The following is an 18,190-nucleotide window of genomic DNA, read 5'->3' as shown; positions in this document are numbered from 1 at the left end:
ATTTGTATGGAGATGATTGAATGAAACTACCGAATATTGTAAAAGTAAAGCAGCATTTTACCGGTCCATCTGTATCAAATATTGAAAAAAAGATAGCAGCAGAGTTCAGTAAGCGGACAATCGATATGAAAATACGACCTGGAATGGAAATTGCTATCACTGCGGGAAGTCGTGGGATAGCTAATATAGCTCGAATTATTCGGGCAACAGTAATGGAAGTAAAAAAACGGGGAGCAATGCCCTTTATTGTGCCAGCGATGGGTAGCCATGGTGGTGCGAAAGCAGAAGGGCAAATCGAGGTGCTGAAGAGCCTTGGTGTAACCGAATCCTATTGTGATGCGCCGATTCGAGCGACAATGGATGTAGTTAAGCTAGCGGAAACTACTGCCGGGGTCCCGGTTTATATGGATAAAATTGCTTTTCATTCTGATGGTGTCATTTTGATAAATCGTATTAAAGCACATACAGACTTTTCGTCAAAGGTTGAAAGTGGACTAATGAAGATGGCTTCGATCGGTCTCGGGAATCATAAACAGGCTTTAGCGATTCATGAACGGGGTGTCATTGGTTTGAGGGAGCATATGCCGTATGTTGCTGCAGAGATATTTAAAAGTGGAAAGGTTCTTATGGGAATTGGACTTGTAGAGAATGCTTTTGAAGAAACAGCTGAAATTGAGGTTATCCCGGTAGAGAAAATTGCAGAACGAGAGTCTCAATTACTCGTACTATCCAAGAAGCTATTTCCAAGACTACCAATCGATCGGTTAGATATTTTATTTATTGATAAAATGGGGAAAAATTACAGTGGATCTGGAATGGACACGAATGTAATTGGTAGAGTACGAATTGATGGCGAGCAAGAGCCTGCATTACCATCCTATCAGCAAATTATTGTTTCCGATTTAAGTGAAGAATCCCATGGAAATTCAACTGGAATCGGTTTGGCTGATTTAACAACTACACGATTATTTAATAAGATCGACCTGCAAAAAATGAACGAAAATGTTATTACAAGTCGCTTTTTGAAGCGGGCAAGTATTCCAATGGTATTGCCCAGTGATCGCGATGCTATTGAGACAGCGATAAAATGTGGTTGGGATGTACAGCCAGAGAAGGTTCGGTTTATGCGGATTCCGAATACATTACATTTGGAGGAATTGTATGTTTCAGAAGCGCTTGTTCCAGAACTCGAGAGAATGGCTACGATTGAGATTATCGGAACACCATCGCCTATGGAGTTTAATGAATTCGGATACTTTCAGGAACTTAATGAATCAAAATGAGGAGGAGTTTAATTGACTACACAAACAGAAAATATTTACGGTAATTTAATTAATGGTGAATGGCTTCAATCGGAAGATACATTTATTGTAGAAAACAAATACACACACGAAGTCTATGCTAAGGTAGCAAAATCGAGTCAAAAAGTAATTGAAAACGCAATCACAAACGCATATGAGACCTTTAAAGAAGTGAAGCTATCGGCAACGGATCGTTACGATATTTTAATGCGAGCTACACAGATATTTGAAGAAAGGAAAGAGGAAATTGCAAGCGTCATATGTAGCGAAGCTGGCAAAACAATTACCGATGCCAGAGCAGAGGTTGAACGTGGCATCCAAACATTTATTGCTTCTGCTGAGGAGGCAAAACGACTATCCGGTCAAGGATTGCCAATCCAAGGGCAGCCAGGAAATGAGGCGAAAATGGCATTTTCGATACGTGTACCTGTAGGTGTAATATGTGCGATAACTCCTTTCAATTTCCCATTTAATTTGACTGCGCACAAGATTGGTCCTGCCATTGCTGCTGGGAATACGGTAGTTTTGAAACCGGCTGAAAAGACGCCAGTTTCTGCAATTAAAATGGCTGAAGTACTACTTGAGGCGGGATTACCGAAAGGCTTTTTGAATGTAGTCAATGGATTTGGTCATGAAACAGGGCCAGTCCTTCTAAAGGACGAGCGCATTGCAATGTACACATTTACTGGTAGTCCCTCTGTGGGCCGAGTGATTAAGCGTGAATCTGGTATTCGTAAAGTAACCCTTGAGTTAGGGAATAATTCACCAAACATCATTCACCATGATGTCGCTGATCTACAACGTGCGGTTGATCTTTGTGTATCAAGAGGTTATTCAAACTCAGGGCAAGCATGTATTTCCGTACAACGCGTGTATGTTCACCGAGCAATTTATGAAGAAGTGCTAGAACAGGCAAAAGTAATAGCAGAATCATTTATCGTAGGAAATCCAGAAGAAGAGACGACTAATATTGGACCGATGATTAGTATCGAGGAAGCTGAACGGGCAGAAAAATGGGTTCAAGAGGCTGTGAATGCTGGAGCAATTATAGTTACTGGTGGAACAAGAGAAGATGCATTATTTAAGCCTACTATCTTAACGAATGTTAAAGAAGATATGAAAGTGATGTGTGAGGAAGTATTTGCACCGATTATTAGCATTGTCACTTATGAGGATCTGGATGAATTGTTTGCAAGCGTAAATGCATCAAAATTTGGATTACAGGCAGGTATCTTTACTTCAAATCTTCACTTGGCGATGAGAGCTGCTCAAGAACTAGAGTTTGGTGGCGTAAATATTAACGATGTTTCGACATTCCGAGCAGACATTCTACCATATGGGGGAGTTAAAGACAGTGGAGTTGGTAAAGAGGGCCCACGTTATGCAGTTGAAGAGATGACAGAGGAAAAAGTAATTACAATGCATTTGTAACAGAAAGGATGTTGTAAAATGACTAGGAATGTTTGGGAATACTTTTCAACCCAAAATATTGTTTTTGGGAATGGCTCTATTCACAATCTAGATAAACTGTTAAAGCGATTCCGTGCAAAGAATGTCTTTTTGATTACAGATCAAGGAATTGTTCAAGCTGGAATTCTCAAGAAAGTTAAGGAACAACTTGCATTACATAACTATGAAGTGGTTGTATATGATCAGGCTGTACCAGAACCACCGATTTCAAGTGTAATGGAAGCTTTTGAGTTCGCAAAGTCGCAAATTAAGACAGATGTCATTATCGGACTTGGTGGTGGGAGTAGTATTGATTTAGCTAAAGTTGTTGCTTTACTAATGGAACATGGGGGACATCCAAGGGATTATTTTGAAGAGGGAAATGTCCCAGGACCAGTTGCACCATTAATAGCAATTCCTACTACTGCTGGTACGGGGTCGGAAGTAACCTCCGTTGCAGTAGTCAATGATACAGAAAATAATATAAAAGTTGGGATTTCGGATAATTATTTGCGACCAGCAGTAGCTTTACTGGATCCTGAATTGACTGTAGGTTTGCCACCTTATGTAACAGCTTGTTCCGGAATTGATGCATTATCACATGCTATTGAATCGTATACAGCAAAGGATTTTAAGTATATTGAGGCAGAGGGAACTATTTTATTCCAAGGGGCATTTCCTATCACAGATGCACTCGCAGAAAAGGCGATTGAACTCATTGTAAATAACTTAACAATTGCTGTGCAACAGGGAAGTAATTTAGAAGCCAGGGGCAATATGATGCTTGGTAGTTTACTAGCTGGGCTTGCTTTTTCGAATGCAGGAAATGCTCTAGCACATGCAGTTGCTTATCCGATCGGTGGCTTAGTTAACTCACCTCATGGAGAAGTAACGGGTTTACTGATGCCTTATGTTATGCGATACAATGTAGCAACATCAAAGGATAAAATGGTGAAAATTGCAAAAATATTTAATTTAGTTCATGATGATAAAACAACTACAGAACTTGCTTATGCTGCTGCGGATGCAGTTCTAAAGCTAACTGGAGAAATTGGACTACCTACGAAACTTTCTCAAATAGGAATTAAAGAAGCTAATTTAGAAGAAATAGCTGAAAAATCATTACCAATTGAGCGGTTAATACGTAATAGTCCGAGAGTACCACGAAAAGACAGTTTAATGGAATTGCTTAAAGAAGCTTATTGATAAAATGTGGAGGTAAATAGAATGAAAACAATTACGTTCATAAAAGATTCTCAACAGAAATTAGGCGTTGTTACAGATAAGGGTATACTCGATATTGCATATGCGGTAGAGGTGCTCTCTGATCAACTGGAGCATTCAACATTCCCTTTATCAATAAGAGCACTAATCGAGGGTGGAGTAAAAGCCCGTTTCGATGTGGAACAAGTTGTTGCAGTTGCTCTTTCCTCTGATCGTTCCGACTTGTTTTTGGATGAGGATAGTGATTTAGAATATGGCCCATGTGTTACAGACCCACAAAAGATCCTTTGTATTGGTTTGAACTATAAAATGCATGCAGAGGAATCAAACATGGCATTACCGGAAAAACCTATTGTTTTTAGTAAATTTAACAATGCGCTTTGCGGGCATCGTGCTAAGATTAATCTTCCTAAAAATGCAAAAGAGTTTGATTATGAAGGGGAGTTAGCCATCGTAATTGCTAAAGAGGCTAAGGATATCCCAAAAGAAGATGCTTTGCCTTATATCTACGGTTATACAATTGCGAATGACTTTTCGGCACGCGATCTTCAATTTCAAAGTCCCCAATGGTTATTAGGTAAAACGGGTGATCAATTCTGTCCAATTGGCCCATACCTGGTAACTGCAGATGAAGTTGCTGATGTAAACGATCTATCTGTTAGAACATACGTGAATAAGGAACGAAGACAAGATGGAAATACGGCACAAATGATATTCCCTTGTGATGAAATTATTAGCTATCTCTCAAAGCATATGACACTTTATCCAGGGGATGTTATTTTAACTGGTACTCCGGATGGTGTCATTATGGGGTATGAAGAAAGTGAAAGAGAATGGTTAAAAACAGGTGATGAAATCGTAATTGAGATTGAAAAAATAGGCAGACTCTCAAATGAATTAATATAAGAAAGCAGAAAAAGAATTGCTAAATGGTTGATCAACCATTTAGCAATTCTTTTTTCTATCTTAATAACAAGCTCTAAGTAGGAAATAATTCTTTATGGGAGAAGCGCATAAATCCTCTATTCTAGCAAAAACTACAGAAAGTTTGGTAAGAGGAGGTGGGGTCATGAGTAATCACGGAAAGAAACACAACAATCAATTCAAGGAAAATGATAATTCCGGTGAGCATCGTAACGGACGTAAGAGCCCATATAAGAATAGTAACTCCAAAGGTGGAGGAGCTCCAAATGAATATGTGACGGATAAAGAATAAAGCAAATGCGGATCAGTTATATCGGATCCGCATTTGCTTACCAAGTATGTAGATGATAATTAAGATATTTACAATTGGAATAGTACCTATAATCGAATTCTGTAGGTTATCAAAGCTAGAACTCAACTTATGTCTATTCCAAATATGCTTTACGACAATATCTTTAAATTTACATAACCTTTACATTTGGCTCATACTTCCTTAACATTCACACCTTATACTAGCAACTGAGGGCAAAAAGCCTCACAAAAATAAAGCATTCATTCAGGGGAGGACAATTTTACTATGAAGTTCAAAAAGTACCTAATGTTTCTACTTGTTGCAGCATTAGCAGTTGTGCTTGTAGCTTGTGGAGGAGAAACAGATGAAGGTAACACAGAAGAAACAGATAACTCTTCAGGAGAAACAGAAGGATCTGATGATGCAGCTGAATTAGAAGGCAGTGTAGTAATTGATGGTTCTGGAACAGTTTATCCATTAATGCAAAGAATTGCTGAAGAATATATGGTAAATGAACAGCAAGGCGTATCTGTTGAAGTTAGCCGTGCCGGTACAGGTGCTGGATTTGATAGGTTTTTAGCAGAAAACGGAACAGATTTCAACGATGCTTCCCGTCTAATTAAAGAAGAAGAGCAAGCGAAAGCAGAAGAGCTTGGTTTTGAACCATTCGAAATGAAACTTGCATTAGACGGATTAACAATTGTTGTACACCCAGATAATGATTTTGCAACTGAATTAACTGCTGAGGAAGTACAAGGTATTTTCCTTGGAGAATATACAAACTGGTCTGATATTAATTCAGATTGGCCAGATGAGAAAATTAACACGTATGGACCAAATGAAAACCATGGAACATATGAATTCTTTTATGAAAGCATTCTTGAGGAACAAGATCTAGTAGGTGACATTGATCTTCAACAAGATTATTCAACACTAGTTACATTAGTTTCTGAAGATACAAATGCAATTGGATTCTTTGGATTTGGATACTATGCTAGCAACCAAGATAGCTTACAAGCAGTTGGAATCGACTTTGGCGAAGGTGCAGTAACACCATCTCTTGACACAATCGGTGAGAGTGGTCCATATGCTGATTACACACGTCCAGTATTCACATATTTAAATCCGAACATGGCAGCAGAAAAACCACAAGTAGCAGATTATGCACGTTATGTATTGGAAAGCACAAATGATTTTGCTGGTGAAACAGGATTCGCTCCACTTCCAGAAGATGAGATCCAATCACAATTAGAAGCTTTAGAAGCGCTACAATAAACGCGATAGAGGCACTATTTTAAGCAAAACACCTATATCAAAATTTGACATATGACTCTAAATAAGATGAGGGCAGAATCAAGCTCTCATCTTATTGTGAGCTATAAGCGTAAGCGCTGGAAGGAGTGCACGAGGTAATGCCGACAAACAGCGGTAATCATAAACAGAACGCTGTGAATGTTAGAGAAATGATTGAAGAAAAAAGAAGTTCGAGAAGTATCTCTAATATAACAGAAAAATTAATTCCAACGATTTTATTTATTATAGCTAGCATTTCAATTCTAACTACTATTGGAATTATTTATACTCTATTATCCGAGGCAATTGAGTTTTTTAAAATTGTTCCAATCTGGGAATTTTTCACTGGAACTGTACTCAAGCCACTTAGTCAAAATCCTGAATTCGGTGTGCTGCCACTTATAAATGGGACGATTATTTCATCACTAATTGCGATGCTTGTAGCTGGTCCAATTGGTATTATGTCAGCTGTTTATTTAAGTGAGTATGCATCAGATAAAGTACGTAGAATATTAAAACCTTTACTAGAAGTTCTTGCTGGTATTCCAACTATTGTGTACGGTTTTTTTGCGTTTACCTTTGTAACACCAATCATTCGTTCGATTTTTCCCGAAGTAGGAGCAACAAATATCCTTAGTCCAGGAATTGTGATGGGGATTATGATTATACCAATGATTGCATCCTTATCAGAAGATGCAATGACTTCTGTCCCTAATGCGATGCGTGAAGGTTCTTTAGCCATGGGGGCTACAAAACTTGAAACAACATTTAAAGTAGTAATTCCGGCTGCATTTTCTGGAATTATTGCATCCTTTGTGCTTGGAATATCACGTGCAATTGGTGAAACGATGATCGTAACCATTGCGAGTGGTAGCTCCAAAAACTTTACTTTTGACATTACTCAATCTATGCAGACGATGACTGCATATATTGTTGAAGTTTCTGGTGGTGAAGCGGCTGCTGGAACGACTATATATTACAGCTTATACGCTGTTGCATTAACGCTGTTTGTTTTTACGCTTATCATGAATCTACTTGCAAGATATGTCTCTCGTAAGTTTAGGGAGGAATATTAAAAATGAACCAAGTAAATACAAAGAAAATGGAAAAAAGAATGCATGCACGTATTCAGAAGAATAATCTTTTAAAAATAGTCTTTTTACTAGCGACATTATTCGGTCTTGCTGTATTAGCTATTTTACTCGTACGAGTCATTACACAAGGTGCAGCCTGGTTGGATTGGGATTTTATCACAGGAAGACTATCAACAAGTGCTGATCGTGCAGGAATTATGGGTGCCATTCTTGGGACAGTATGGCTAATGATTGTCGTCATACCAGTTACATTAATCATCGGTGTTGGCTCTGCAATTTATCTAGAGCTCTATGCAAAAAAAGGAAGGATTCAATCCTTTATTCAGACGAATATTTCAAACTTAGCTGGGGTACCGTCTATTGTGTATGGTCTACTGGGATTAACGATTTTTTCAAGAGCTATGGGCTTAGGAAATGCAGTGTTAGCTGGTGGTCTCACGTTATCCCTACTGGTTTTACCAATTTTGATTGTTTCTTCACAGGAGGCAATTCGTGCAGTACCGAAGTATTTAGCAGAAGCATCTTATGGAATGGGAGCAACAAAGTGGCAAACCATTAAAAATGTCATATTGCCTGCTTCTATACCAAGTATCCTTACTGGTGCTATTTTGTCACTATCCCGTGCAATTGGAGAAACAGCACCATTAACTGTATTAGGAATTCCGGCATTTCTTCTCCCATTCCCAGAAGGTGTGTTTGATACATTTACAGCATTACCAATGCAAATTTATTATTGGACGCTTGATTCTTCATTGGTTAAGGAATATGCCTATTTAGCTGCAGCAACTATTATCGTTCTATTGGTATTATTGTTCATATTAAATTCGGTAGCTATTTTCATTCGAAATAAGTTCCAACAACGATATTAACGGTTATTTTATTTGATATGACACGCTTAACCTAGATTTAAAGGAGTTGAAAATGATGAGTCCATCATCAGTGAAAAGTAAAAGACCGGTTAAAATTAATCCAGAAGCAGTTGCTTCTAAAGAGCCTGAGTCCGAAGGTAAAGTGGTTTATGATACAAAGGAATTAAACCTTTGGTATACCGATACACACGCATTAAAAGATGTTAATTTATCTTTCCGTGAAAAGGAAGTAACAGCGATTATTGGACCATCTGGTTGTGGGAAATCAACCTACATTAAAACGTTAAACCGGATGGTTGAGCTTGTTCCAGGTGTACGGACGACAGGAGAGATAACGTATAAAGGGAAAAATATCCTTGAACGTTCGTTTAAAGTAGAGGATTTGAGAACAAAGGTAGGAATGGTATTCCAAAAGCCAAATCCTTTCCCGAAATCAATTTATGAAAACATCGTTTATGGACCTAAAATTCACGGGATTCGTAATAAAAAAGTGTTGGATGAAATTGTTGAGCGCAGTCTGCGCGGAGCGTATATTTGGGACGAAGTAAAGGATCGTCTCAATGAAAATGCATACGGTCTATCAGGTGGTCAGCAGCAACGTTTATGTATCGCGCGTTGTTTAGCAATCGAACCAGAAGTTATTTTAATGGACGAGCCTACGTCAGCACTTGATCCAAAGTCAACGTTACGAATTGAAGAATTGGTACAAGAGCTTAAAAAAGAATACTCAATTATTATTGTTACCCATAATATGCAGCAAGCAGCACGTATTTCGGATAAAACGGCATTCTTCCTTAATGGAGAGGTTATTGAATTCGACGAAACAAATACGATTTTCACAAATCCGGCAGATAGCAGAACGGAAGACTATATATCTGGAAGATTTGGATAAGCTGTTTTTGATTGAATTATTTTTTAAATATAGAAAAGTCTCCTGATTGTTCGAGGTATATTTGAACATCAATAGGAGGCTTTTTTTACTTTAATTCGATTGTATCCTGCTATATCTAAAGATAACAAAATATTTAAAAAATAGTAAACAAACGCAATAGCTAGAAATACGGAGAATTATTAAGATAGTCGCTTTATAAACTTTGTAAAATAAAAATTGTATAGATTTTTCGTTCTGTATGGACTTATATGCTGTTTTCTATTATTTCTTTATTTCCCTATACTTATATAGTATTCAACACGGAGGTGCTTTAAAAAATGTTAGAGTTTCATGATGTTACAAAGCGATATGGTAATGGTAAGCCAGCTGTTAACAATTTGAATTTAACAATTGAAAAGGGCGAATTTGTTTGTTTTATCGGTCCAAGCGGCTGTGGTAAAACCACAACAATGAAAATGGTAAACCGTTTAATTGACGTAACGGAAGGGGCCATTTTGGTTGATGGTAAAAATATAAAGGAGCAAGACCCTGTCGAACTGCGTAGGTCCATAGGGTATGTGATTCAGCAAATTGGATTGATGCCACATATGACAATTAGAGAAAATATTGTGCTTGTAGGTACTTTACTCAAATGGAGAAAAGAGAAAAAAGATGAACGTGCACGTGAGCTAATCAAGCTAGTAAATTTACCTGAAGAATATCTTGATAAATATCCACATGAATTAAGTGGAGGGCAACAACAGCGAATTGGTGTATTACGTGCGCTTGCTGCGAATCCCCCATTGATATTAATGGATGAGCCGTTTGGAGCGCTTGATCCGATTACAAGGGATGCCTTACAAGAAGAATTTAAAAAGTTGCAAAGAGAATTAAATAAAACCATTGTTTTTGTCACACATGATATGGATGAGGCATTAAAGCTTGGCGATCGGATTGTCATTATGAAAGATGGAGAGGTTGTTCAGGTTGATACACCAGAGGAGATTCTCAGAAATCCAGCAAATGAATTTGTGGAAGAATTCCTTGGAAAAGATCGTTTAATTCAAGGTCGGCCTGATGTTACGACGGTCGGGCAAATTATGAACAGTACTCCAATTACCGTAAAAATCGGTACCACTTTAAAAGCCGCCATTACAAAAATGCGAGATGAACGAGTTGATTCCCTCCTTATTACGGATTCAGATAATGTTTTAAGTGGATTTTTAGATATTGAATCCATTAACAACAATTACAAAAAGGCAAGTACTGTGGAGGAAGTAATGGAAACGGACATTTATTCTGTATCTCAGGACAGTCTATTACGTGATGCAATTCACAAGATACTCAGACGAGGAGCACAGTATGTTCCTATTGTGGACGAAGGTCACCGTTTAGTGGGAATTGTCACACGCGCAACACTTGCAACCCTCGTTTATGACACGATTTGGGGCGATGGAACAGAATTTGAAGAAATCGTAGCACATGCAGAGTAGGAGGTTGGAGTAGATGATGGATTTTTTTGCTACACATGGGAATGAACTAATAATTAAAACATGGGAACATTTGTATATTTCTGTTGCAGCCATCTTACTTGGAGTGTTAGTTGCGATACCCCTTGGGATCCTGCTTTCTAGAGCACCAAACTTCGCTGATCGATTTATTTCGTTTGTTGGTATTCTGCAAACCATTCCAAGTCTTGCGATCCTTGCATTTTTTATACCGATTTTAGGTGTTGGAAAACTACCTGCCATTATTGCATTGTTTTTCTATTCGTTACTACCAATTTTACGTAATACGTACATCGGTATTCGGGATGTTAATCCTGGGGTTGTTGAAGCTGGGAAGGGCATGGGAATGAGTGCTTTGCAATCGATTATAAAAGTAGAATTTCCAATGGCACTTCCAGTAATTATGGCTGGTGTTCGTCTATCAACGGTTTATTTGATCGGTTGGGCAACATTGGCAGCATTTATCGGTGGTGGCGGTCTTGGCGACTTTATCTTTGATGGCTTAAACCTTTATCAGCCTTCCTTAATTATTGCAGGTACAGTACCAGCGACTATTCTTGCTTTAATTGCAGATCGCTTGCTGGCCTATTTAGAAAATCGAATGACGCCAGAGGGGCTGAAGGATTCGTATGAAACGGTATAAGCTTGGAGGTGAACATGTTGAAAAAAACATTACTTAAAGGAAGTATGGTTTTGCTTTTGCTTGTGGTGCTTGCAGGCTGTTCCTTGCCAGGCCTTGCAAGTACGACAAAAGAGACGATAAAAATAGGTGCCCTAGGTACATCTGAATCACAAATTTTAGCTGAACTGTTATCGATTATGATTGAACGGGAAACAGATGCCAGTACCGAACTTGTGACACATCTTGGATCATCGATTGTTCAACACCAAGGGATGTTAAGAGGCGACCTTGATATAACAAGTACACGTTATACGGGAACAGACCTATCTGGCGCACTTGGCATGGACCCGATTACCGATCCAGAGAAAGCGCTGGACATTGTAACAAAGGAATTCCAGGACCAATTTAATGAAACATGGGCAGCGCCTTATGGTTTTGAAAACAGCTATTCTGTTGCTGTGACAACAGAATTTGCCGAGGAACATAACATTGAAACCATTTCTGATCTCGAACCTTTCGCGGATGACCTGCGTTTTGGCGTAGATAATGCATGGGTCAATCGCAAAGGGGATGGATATGATGGGTTTCAGGAAACCTATTTTTCGTTTGGTCATGTTTTCCCAATGAATATTGGTCTTGTGTATCAGGCGGCAGCTACTGGTCATATGGATGTTGTGCTGGCTTATTCTTCAGACGGGAGAATTAAGGAATTTGATTTAAAAGTTCTTGAGGATGATCTGCGATTCTTCCCGCCATATGATGCTTCTGCCGTAATTGATAATGAGACTTTGGAGAATTACCCAGAGATTGCAGCAATTACAGAACGTTTGCATGGACAAATTTCTACAGAAACGATGCAGGAATTAAATTATAAAGCGGATGTTCAACTAATGAGTCCGCAAAAAGTTGCCATGGAATTTCTAGAAGCCAATAACTTCTTTGAGGATATGGAGAAAGGGGAGAAGTAATATGAATACATTGGAACAATTGGTGCAATATGTGACCCAAAATGGTGGGTATATATGGGTGCAGTTTTACAGACATTTTCTAATGGCAGCGTATGGTGTTCTATTTGCCGCAATTATTTCGATTCCTTTAGGTATCCTTATTGCAAAGTACGGGAAATTGAGTAGCTGGGTACTGGCACTTGGAAGTATTATTCAAACGATTCCTGCCTTAGGAGCGATGGCTGTCATTATGATTGTCATGGGACTTGGCACCAATACGGTAATTGTTACAGTAATGCTGTATTCAATACTGCCGATTGTGCAAAACACCTATGTCGGGATGAAGGATGTTGATAAAACGGTTATTGAAGCAGGCTTTGCTTCTGGGATGACTCGGTTTCAACTATTACGAATGGTCGAGCTTCCTCTTGCAATTAGTGTCATTATGGCAGGGTTACGGACAGCGCTTGTTATTGGGATTGGAATTGCTGCAATTGGTGCATTTGTCGGAGCAGGAGGCTTAGGGTCCATCATCCTCACGGGAACGAATGCAACGGATGGAACAGCTATTATTCTAGCTGGTGCAATTCCTACAGCATTGATGGCCATTATCGCTGATTTAATTATGGGTTGGATTGAACGGAAACTTCAACCAATAAAGTCTTCAAAATCGAGCGCAGCATAAAAGGTAAAAAAATAGAGTTTGCTTCTTAATCTATCATTAGAGGTGATTGTCTTGGGAGAAATCGGAATTAGAGTTGAAAAAAATGTTCCGTGTTCATTAGCTGATGGAACAGTTCTTCGGTCTGATGTGTATCATCCGGATGATGAAGAAAGCTATCCGGTGTTAATGATTCGGTTGCCATATGATAAAGAAACACCACGTTACTATGACGAATATTTGGAAGTGCCTCGGATGGTGCAAGCAGGCTATGTAGTTATCCTTCAGGACGTAAGAGGGAGATTTGCCTCAGAAGGCGATTTTTTTCCATTCATACATGAGAGACGTGATGGATATGAGGCAGTAGAATGGGCGGCAAAGCTTCCATATTCAAACGGAAAAGTTGGACTGTTTGGTATGTCTTATCATGGCTATACCCAGTTTGCAGCAGCAGTAGAAAGGCCACCTTCCTTAAAGGCGATTGCTCCAGTGATGACGGGAGCAGATCTTATGGGAAGCTTTCTGGGAAGCGAAGGAGAACCTCATCCAGTAGCTAAACTGGAAACATGGGTTTTAGGATCTATGTTAGAGGATCAGCTGAAAAGGGAAGGGAACTTTGACAAGAGGAAATTTCATTATTATTTTGAGAATATGGCAGAGTGGTTAGTTGATGCTCCTGCTGATGAATGGAAGCCAATCAAAGACCTTGATCCGGGCTCGTATTATTTTGATTTTATGCAGGGGAGACTAGCCAAAACATTTAAAGATCATGTAAATCTAAAGGGAAAACTAAGTGAAGTGGATATTCCAGCATTATTCATTGGCGGCTGGTTTGACGGATTATTGGCACCAACATTAGAAGCCTATCAAACTTATAAGGGGAAAAAAATGCTCTGGATTGGTCCGTGGACGCATGAAGAAATGACAGGTCGATGTGGGGAGCGTTTTTTTAACCATGCAGCATCTAGTATAGGCGTTGACAAATCATTAGATCCTACAGAAATCCATATTAAATGGTTTGATAAATGGTTGAAGGAGAAGCCAATGCCTTTCGAGAAACCTGTCCACCTTTATTTGATGGGACAGGATCGTTGGGAAACCTTTGAGGAATGGCCGATTCAAACTGGTGTAAAGTCAAGGGAAGTATACCTGCAGAGTCAAGGGATGTCACAAAGCCGAAATGGAGATGGAAAGCTAACGTATCAACCTGACACTACGGAAACCAAAAGTGCTTTAAAACTAGACCCGAATCACCCAGTTCCTACTCGTGGTGGGGGGACGCTTATTGCGGGACACGCGTCCGGGATGTTTGATATGAGCGATATACAAGATCGAGAAGATGTTCTTGTCTATACGAGTATGGAGCTTGAGGAAGATCTTCCATTGCTAGGTTCAATTAAAGCGAGTATTTGGGCATCTTCTCCATCTGAGCTTTTGGATATATCCCTAAGGCTGTCAGAAGTTGATAGCCAAGGACGTTCGTATAATATCATCGATTCATTTCATAGAAAAAAGGTAGAAAAAGAGTATCATCCAGTTAGTTTGGAAGTTGAAATAGGTTCCACCGCGTATACCTTGAAAAAAGGCCATCGCATACGTCTGGATATAGCAGCAAGCAATGCGCCACTATATGATATTAACTTAAATAACGGAACAACAACAAAGACACACACTGAAGGGAAATCTGCAGTGGAATATATTTATCAAGGTGGAGACAAAGCATCAAAATTGGTCTTGCCAATGACAAGGTAATACAATCCTTTTCTTGGCAGTTAAGAAAGTATAAAACTTACCTAAGCATAAATGCAACGATGACATTCTATCAAAGACGAAGCGAATGCCAGGTTTTCAATTTTTTAAAATGGAAATAAGCCATAAAAGGGTGAGGACATTGAGGAATGATGACGAACGGATTGATGATGTAAAAACACAATTCATTGAAAAAATAACGGACAATATGAATGCATTCGGTGTTTCCACAAGTATTGGACGTGTGCTTGGAATTATATACATGAACAGGGAACCAATGACACTTGATGAGCTATCAGAAGAAACAGGGATGAGTAAAACACGGATGAGTCAGGTAGTCCGGGAAATGATTGATTTAAATATTGCGGAACGCGTCTTTAAAAAAGGAGTTCGGAAAGATTTATTTCGGGTGGAAGAGGATTATTATCAAACATTCATTCTTCTGTTTACCTCTACATGGAAAAGGGCTATTCAACGCAGCAGTTCTTTTGAACAAAGAATGATGAAACAAATGAATCAATTACAAGCAACTTCAGGATTGACGAAAGAAGATGAACTGGCCCTGAATGAACTTCTAAAAGAAATGAAGGAATGGATGGATTACTATGATTGGATTCACCGTGTAACGGAGTTCTTTGAAAGCGGAGAAATCTTTAAACATGTGCCAAAAAAAGAACGGGGGAATGAAGCGTGAATAAAAAAGTAATATTATCGTGTGCGGTAACAGGAGCAGGAGATACGACTACAAAAAGTGCCCATGTACCAGTAACGCCAAAAGAGATTGCAGATTCGGCAATTAAAGCGGCGAAAGCAGGAGCTACCATTGCGCATATACATGTGCGTGATCCGAAAACAGGAAAATTAAGTCATGATGTCAATCTATTTCAGGAAGTTGTCGAACGAATTCGTGCATCAGAGACAGATGTCATTATTAACCTTACCTCAGGTGGAGGTGGAGATTGGATCCCAAGTGATGAAGACCCTACAAGAGGCGGAGAAGGAACGGATATTCAAACCCCTGAAGAACGTCATGAGCCGATAGGAAGACTCTTGCCGGAAATGTGCACCCTTGACTGTGGCAGTATTAACTTTGGTGATATGTTATACATCAGTCCAACTGATTGGTTAAGGAAACAGGCGAAACTCGTCAAAGAAAGTGGTGTCAAAGCCGAATTAGAATGTTTTGATACAGGACATGTTCGTTTTGCCAATCAATTAATTGAAGAAGGCTTAGTTGAAGGAGATCCAATATTCCAGTTCTGTCTCGGTATTCCGTGGGGGGCGGCAGCAGATGCAGAAACCATGGCATATATGAAAAGTCGAATTCCAGAAAATGCGAAATGGGCAGCTTTTGGAATTGGCCGAATGCAAATGCCGATTGTTGAAGAGTCTATCCGTCAAGGCGGGAATATTCGTGTAGGTCTGGAAGACAACCTGTATTTGAAGAAAGGTCAGCTTGCAACAAATGAACAGCTTGTTGATAAAGCTGTTGAGATAGTCCAGTCCTTTGGTTCCGATGTGATGACTCCAGCTGAAGCACGAAAACATCTCAATTTACTGAACCCATATGGAAAGGAAGCCTAGCTGTATGACAAATGATAGATCAATCCAAAACATCACGGTTGTCGGTACAGGCGTAATTGGCAATGGGTGGATTACGCGCTTTTTAGCAAATGGTTACCATGTAACTGCTTTTGATCCAGATCCGAAGACGGAAGAAAAAACACGTGCTGCCGTTGAGCGGGCATGGCCGTGGATGGAGAAAATGGGACTGCATAAAGATGCTTCAACGGATAAGCTGAGCTTTCATTCGAATTTAGAAGAGGCACTAAAAGATGCGGACTTTGTACAGGAAAATGTTCCAGAGCGTGAGGATTTAAAACGAAAAGTCATTGCTGATATTGATACGTATGCGAAGAAGGAAGCAATCATCGCCTCCAGCACATCTGGAATATTACCAAGCATTTTACAGGCGGATTGTCACAACCATCCAGAGCGTGTCATTGTCGCTCATCCCTTTAACCCAGTTTATCTAATGCCACTTGTTGAACTTGTTGGCGGAGAAAAGACGGATGTAAATACAATCGAGAAGGCAAGAGCTTTCTATGATTCCTTAAAGATGAAGCCTCTTGTTGTTCGGAAGGAAATTGAAGGACACATTGCAGACCGCTTAATGGAAGCAATTTGGCGTGAGTCTCTTCACATTGTGAATGATGGGGTGGCGAGTACAGATGAAGTAGACGCCTCCATTATATATGGACCAGGACTTAGATGGGCATTAATGGGGCCGTTCATGACACTGCATATGGGCGGTGGAAAAGAAGGAATGCGTCACTTATTGGAACAATTCGGACCGGCATTGAAATTACCATGGACGAAATTAGAAGCACCAGAATTAACAGAGGAATTAGCTGACAAAGTCATTACCGGATGTGAAGTCCAAACGGCTGGTGTAGAAATGGAAGAATTGGAAGATCGTAGGGACGAATTTTTAATTGAGCTCCAACAGCTATTGGAAAAATACTGGCCAGGATCAATGTTATCAGGAAAATTGTAGGTGGCATTCGAACGATTAAAAGGAGGTAAGGACGCTTGAATAAAGCGAAATTATTGATTCAGGATAAAGTACCCGAGGCGTGGATTGACTATAATGGACATATGAATGATGCGGAGTATGTTCGAGCATTCAGCCGGGGTGTCGATCAATTTATGAACGTTATTGGGATGACCGGGGATTTCTTAGCGAAGAGCAAATATACGATTTATACAATGGAAAATCACGTTTGCTATCTAGATGAAATGAAGCTTGGTGAATCGTTTGAAGTCTTTATAAATGTGATTGATTATGATATCAAACGAATCCATCTTTTCTTTGAACTGTATGGTGAAAATGGAAAACGGGCTGCAACGAGTGAACAATTGCTAATGGGAATTAACCAGGAAGAGGGGAAAGCATCACCGTTTCCGGAAGAAATTTTTAACCATATAGAAGAACTTGCAACTAAACATAAACCTGCAGAAAACCCAAAAGAAGTTGGGCGTGTTATTGGAATTAGAAAAAAGAAATGAACGTATTAAAAAAAATGGCTTCCTATTTGGGTGGGGAGCCATTTTTAATTCATTAGAAAGTAAACATGGCACTTTTATAGTTGTTATAAAGCAGTCCTCTTGTAAAAATTAAATTATTCTTTTGAAGCGTATTGGCGTAATAAAAACTAGAAAAGTAGATTTGAAGTTACTCTAAAACAGTGCAGGGATATTTGTCAGAATCTAATTTATTTTTAAGTTTTATTTGTATTTTAGGTTTTGAAATTCAAAAATAGGGTAGCTAGTATATATATTAATGGAGGTGTTTTATCATCAAATATATTATATCGATGCTAGTT

General features: G+C 39.2%; 18 protein-coding genes. All 18 read left to right on the top strand.

The window, feature by feature from the left end; genetic code table 11:
• Positions 1–20: 20 nt before the first annotated feature.
• The 18 genes from MHH64_RS00710 to MHH64_RS00625 all read left to right on the top strand — a co-directional run bounded on the left by MHH64_RS00710 (position 21) and on the right by MHH64_RS00625 (position 17,873).
• The gene (locus MHH64_RS00710) at positions 21–1,283 is read left to right on the top strand and encodes a lactate racemase domain-containing protein (RefSeq protein WP_340002489.1); all 1,263 of its coding nucleotides are present in this window, start codon (positions 21–23) and stop codon (positions 1,281–1,283) included.
• Positions 1,284–1,295: 12 nt separating this feature from the next.
• Entirely contained in the window at positions 1,296–2,732 is a 1,437-nt protein-coding gene (locus tag MHH64_RS00705) for an aldehyde dehydrogenase family protein (protein ID WP_340002488.1), read from the top strand.
• Positions 2,733–2,750: 18 nt separating this feature from the next.
• Positions 2,751–3,956, top strand: coding sequence for a hydroxyacid-oxoacid transhydrogenase (locus tag MHH64_RS00700; protein ID WP_303446928.1), 1,206 nt, complete (start codon positions 2,751–2,753; stop codon positions 3,954–3,956).
• Between the two features lie 21 nt (positions 3,957–3,977).
• A complete protein-coding gene (locus MHH64_RS00695) occupies positions 3,978–4,880 on the top strand; it encodes a fumarylacetoacetate hydrolase family protein (RefSeq protein WP_340002487.1) in 903 nt (300 codons plus the stop codon).
• Between the two features lie 163 nt (positions 4,881–5,043).
• Positions 5,044–5,190, top strand: coding sequence for a hypothetical protein (locus MHH64_RS00690; protein WP_340002486.1), 147 nt, complete (start codon positions 5,044–5,046; stop codon positions 5,188–5,190).
• A gap of 285 nt (positions 5,191–5,475) precedes the next feature.
• Positions 5,476–6,465: a PstS family phosphate ABC transporter substrate-binding protein gene (locus MHH64_RS00685; protein WP_095314029.1), complete on the top strand. Its 990-nt coding sequence runs from the start codon at positions 5,476–5,478 to the stop codon at positions 6,463–6,465.
• 137 nt (positions 6,466–6,602) lie between these two features.
• Positions 6,603–7,559, top strand: a complete 957-nt coding sequence (gene pstC / locus MHH64_RS00680) for a phosphate ABC transporter permease subunit PstC (protein WP_095314030.1) — start codon at positions 6,603–6,605, stop codon at positions 7,557–7,559.
• Between the two features lie 2 nt (positions 7,560–7,561).
• Positions 7,562–8,446: a phosphate ABC transporter permease PstA gene (gene pstA / locus MHH64_RS00675; protein WP_095314032.1), complete on the top strand. Its 885-nt coding sequence runs from the start codon at positions 7,562–7,564 to the stop codon at positions 8,444–8,446.
• Positions 8,447–8,501: 55 nt separating this feature from the next.
• Positions 8,502–9,338, top strand: coding sequence for a phosphate ABC transporter ATP-binding protein PstB (gene pstB / locus MHH64_RS00670; RefSeq protein ID WP_303446924.1), 837 nt, complete (start codon positions 8,502–8,504; stop codon positions 9,336–9,338).
• A 317-nt stretch (positions 9,339–9,655) separates the two neighbouring features.
• A complete protein-coding gene (locus MHH64_RS00665; RefSeq protein WP_340002485.1) occupies positions 9,656–10,810 on the top strand; it encodes a betaine/proline/choline family ABC transporter ATP-binding protein in 1,155 nt (384 codons plus the stop codon).
• 13 nt (positions 10,811–10,823) lie between these two features.
• Positions 10,824–11,468 carry an ABC transporter permease gene (locus MHH64_RS00660; protein WP_303446923.1) on the top strand — a complete coding sequence of 215 codons (645 nt, stop codon included), beginning with the start codon at positions 10,824–10,826 and terminating at the stop codon, positions 11,466–11,468.
• 14 nt (positions 11,469–11,482) lie between these two features.
• A complete protein-coding gene (locus tag MHH64_RS00655) occupies positions 11,483–12,415 on the top strand; it encodes an osmoprotectant ABC transporter substrate-binding protein (protein WP_118888415.1) in 933 nt (310 codons plus the stop codon).
• Between the two features lies 1 nt (position 12,416).
• Positions 12,417–13,079, top strand: a complete 663-nt coding sequence (locus MHH64_RS00650; protein ID WP_340002484.1) for an ABC transporter permease — start codon at positions 12,417–12,419, stop codon at positions 13,077–13,079.
• Between the two features lie 51 nt (positions 13,080–13,130).
• The gene (locus MHH64_RS00645; protein ID WP_340002483.1) at positions 13,131–14,807 is read left to right on the top strand and encodes a CocE/NonD family hydrolase; all 1,677 of its coding nucleotides are present in this window, start codon (positions 13,131–13,133) and stop codon (positions 14,805–14,807) included.
• A 139-nt stretch (positions 14,808–14,946) separates the two neighbouring features.
• Entirely contained in the window at positions 14,947–15,498 is a 552-nt protein-coding gene (locus MHH64_RS00640; protein ID WP_303446919.1) for a GbsR/MarR family transcriptional regulator, read from the top strand.
• Positions 15,495–16,388 (top strand): 3-keto-5-aminohexanoate cleavage protein, encoded by an 894-nt coding sequence (locus tag MHH64_RS00635; RefSeq protein WP_303446918.1) that lies wholly within the window; start codon positions 15,495–15,497, stop codon positions 16,386–16,388. Before MHH64_RS00640 ends, MHH64_RS00635 begins: the two co-directional genes overlap by 4 nt.
• A gap of 4 nt (positions 16,389–16,392) precedes the next feature.
• The gene (locus MHH64_RS00630) at positions 16,393–17,361 is read left to right on the top strand and encodes a 3-hydroxyacyl-CoA dehydrogenase NAD-binding domain-containing protein (RefSeq protein ID WP_340002482.1); all 969 of its coding nucleotides are present in this window, start codon (positions 16,393–16,395) and stop codon (positions 17,359–17,361) included.
• A gap of 35 nt (positions 17,362–17,396) precedes the next feature.
• Entirely contained in the window at positions 17,397–17,873 is a 477-nt protein-coding gene (locus MHH64_RS00625; protein ID WP_340002481.1) for a thioesterase family protein, read from the top strand.
• Positions 17,874–18,190 lie beyond the last annotated feature (317 nt).

The sequence above is a fragment of the Oceanobacillus sp. FSL K6-0127 genome, from assembly GCF_037983385.1.
Classification (GTDB): Bacteria; Bacillota; Bacilli; order Bacillales; family Amphibacillaceae; genus Oceanobacillus; species Oceanobacillus profundus.
This window is presented reverse-complemented; position numbering and strand designations above follow the sequence as displayed.

Coding starts and splice junctions, on each gene's coding strand:
- MHH64_RS00710 (WP_340002489.1), top strand. CDS start 21: ATGAAACTACCGAATATTGTAAAAGTAAAGCAGCATTTTACCGGTCCA.
- MHH64_RS00700 (WP_303446928.1), top strand. CDS start 2,751: ATGACTAGGAATGTTTGGGAATACTTTTCAACCCAAAATATTGTTTTT.
- MHH64_RS00695 (WP_340002487.1), top strand. CDS start 3,978: ATGAAAACAATTACGTTCATAAAAGATTCTCAACAGAAATTAGGCGTT.
- MHH64_RS00690 (WP_340002486.1), top strand. CDS start 5,044: ATGAGTAATCACGGAAAGAAACACAACAATCAATTCAAGGAAAATGAT.
- MHH64_RS00685 (WP_095314029.1), top strand. CDS start 5,476: ATGAAGTTCAAAAAGTACCTAATGTTTCTACTTGTTGCAGCATTAGCA.
- pstC (WP_095314030.1), top strand. CDS start 6,603: ATGCCGACAAACAGCGGTAATCATAAACAGAACGCTGTGAATGTTAGA.
- pstA (WP_095314032.1), top strand. CDS start 7,562: ATGAACCAAGTAAATACAAAGAAAATGGAAAAAAGAATGCATGCACGT.
- pstB (WP_303446924.1), top strand. CDS start 8,502: ATGAGTCCATCATCAGTGAAAAGTAAAAGACCGGTTAAAATTAATCCA.
- MHH64_RS00665 (WP_340002485.1), top strand. CDS start 9,656: ATGTTAGAGTTTCATGATGTTACAAAGCGATATGGTAATGGTAAGCCA.
- MHH64_RS00660 (WP_303446923.1), top strand. CDS start 10,824: ATGATGGATTTTTTTGCTACACATGGGAATGAACTAATAATTAAAACA.
- MHH64_RS00655 (WP_118888415.1), top strand. CDS start 11,483: ATGTTGAAAAAAACATTACTTAAAGGAAGTATGGTTTTGCTTTTGCTT.
- MHH64_RS00650 (WP_340002484.1), top strand. CDS start 12,417: ATGAATACATTGGAACAATTGGTGCAATATGTGACCCAAAATGGTGGG.
- MHH64_RS00630 (WP_340002482.1), top strand. CDS start 16,393: ATGACAAATGATAGATCAATCCAAAACATCACGGTTGTCGGTACAGGC.